Source organism: Bradyrhizobium sp. CCH5-F6, from assembly GCF_001556045.1.
Classification (GTDB): Bacteria; Pseudomonadota; Alphaproteobacteria; order Rhizobiales; family Xanthobacteraceae; genus Bradyrhizobium.
The window spans coordinates 1-743 of the sequence record NZ_LSIC01000213.1 but is presented as its reverse complement, the minus strand read 5'-3'; the positions used below and the strand labels follow the sequence as shown (position 1 = coordinate 743).

Genomic DNA, 743 nt, shown 5'->3' with positions numbered 1-743 from the left:
CACCTCCAGGCTCAACGAGCCTACTACAGGTGTCCACTCATTCGGAGGAAGTTCAGATTGTCGAGAACTGCGGAGAAAATCCCCAAATGGTGAGAGCCCTCACCCGCCGCGCGCAGGGGACGATGCTTCGCATCGCCCGGCGCGCGCCGACCTCTCTCGCAAGCGGGGGAGGTGAACGAGCCGCGGCAATCGATTCAACCTGAGCCCATTCCGCTTTAGAACACCACGCCCACGCGCGAGCCGCGCTTCCAGGCGATGCGGCAGCGCTTCCTGGTGTTGACGTGCAGGAGCTCGAAGCGATCGGGGATCTTCACCTGCCCGCCGAGATCGACGCAGGCCCCGCCGGGCGAATAATCGATCAGCGTGCAGGGGATCACCGGCGCGCGCGGATCGGTGATGATCTTGGCCTGCCGGGACACCAACCCTGCAGGCTTGACGCGGACATGGCGGCGCGGATGCATTGGCACTCTCCTCCAATTCCGCATCTAGCGGCGGGTTCGGGTGACGATGATGCCGGGGAGTCGATGCGAAGCAGCTAAGGCCGGCGGAAGAATTTTAACGAAAAGTGCCGGCGCAGGCGGAAAGCGGCGGTAGTGAGGTGTGGAGGTGCCGTCTCAACCTCGCTGTCGTCCCGGCCTGGTGCAGGACGGGATGAGGCTTGATCGCTGCAACGATGGAGGTGAGCTCCCTCTCCCGCTTGCGGGCAGGGCTATCGCATATGAGTTCTTGGCGGGGCCTGAGCG

General features: G+C 64.1%; 1 protein-coding gene. It reads right to left on the bottom strand.

Going from position 1 to position 743, the window contains the following annotated elements:
* Nucleotides 1-215: 215 nt before the first annotated feature.
* Complete coding sequence (locus AX729_RS37225) at nt 216-461, bottom strand: PilZ domain-containing protein (protein ID WP_061029793.1); 246 nt, start codon at nt 459-461, stop codon at nt 216-218.
* Nucleotides 462-743 lie beyond the last annotated feature (282 nt).

Coding starts and splice junctions, on each gene's coding strand:
- AX729_RS37225 (WP_061029793.1), bottom strand. CDS start 461: ATGCATCCGCGCCGCCATGTCCGCGTCAAGCCTGCAGGGTTGGTGTCC.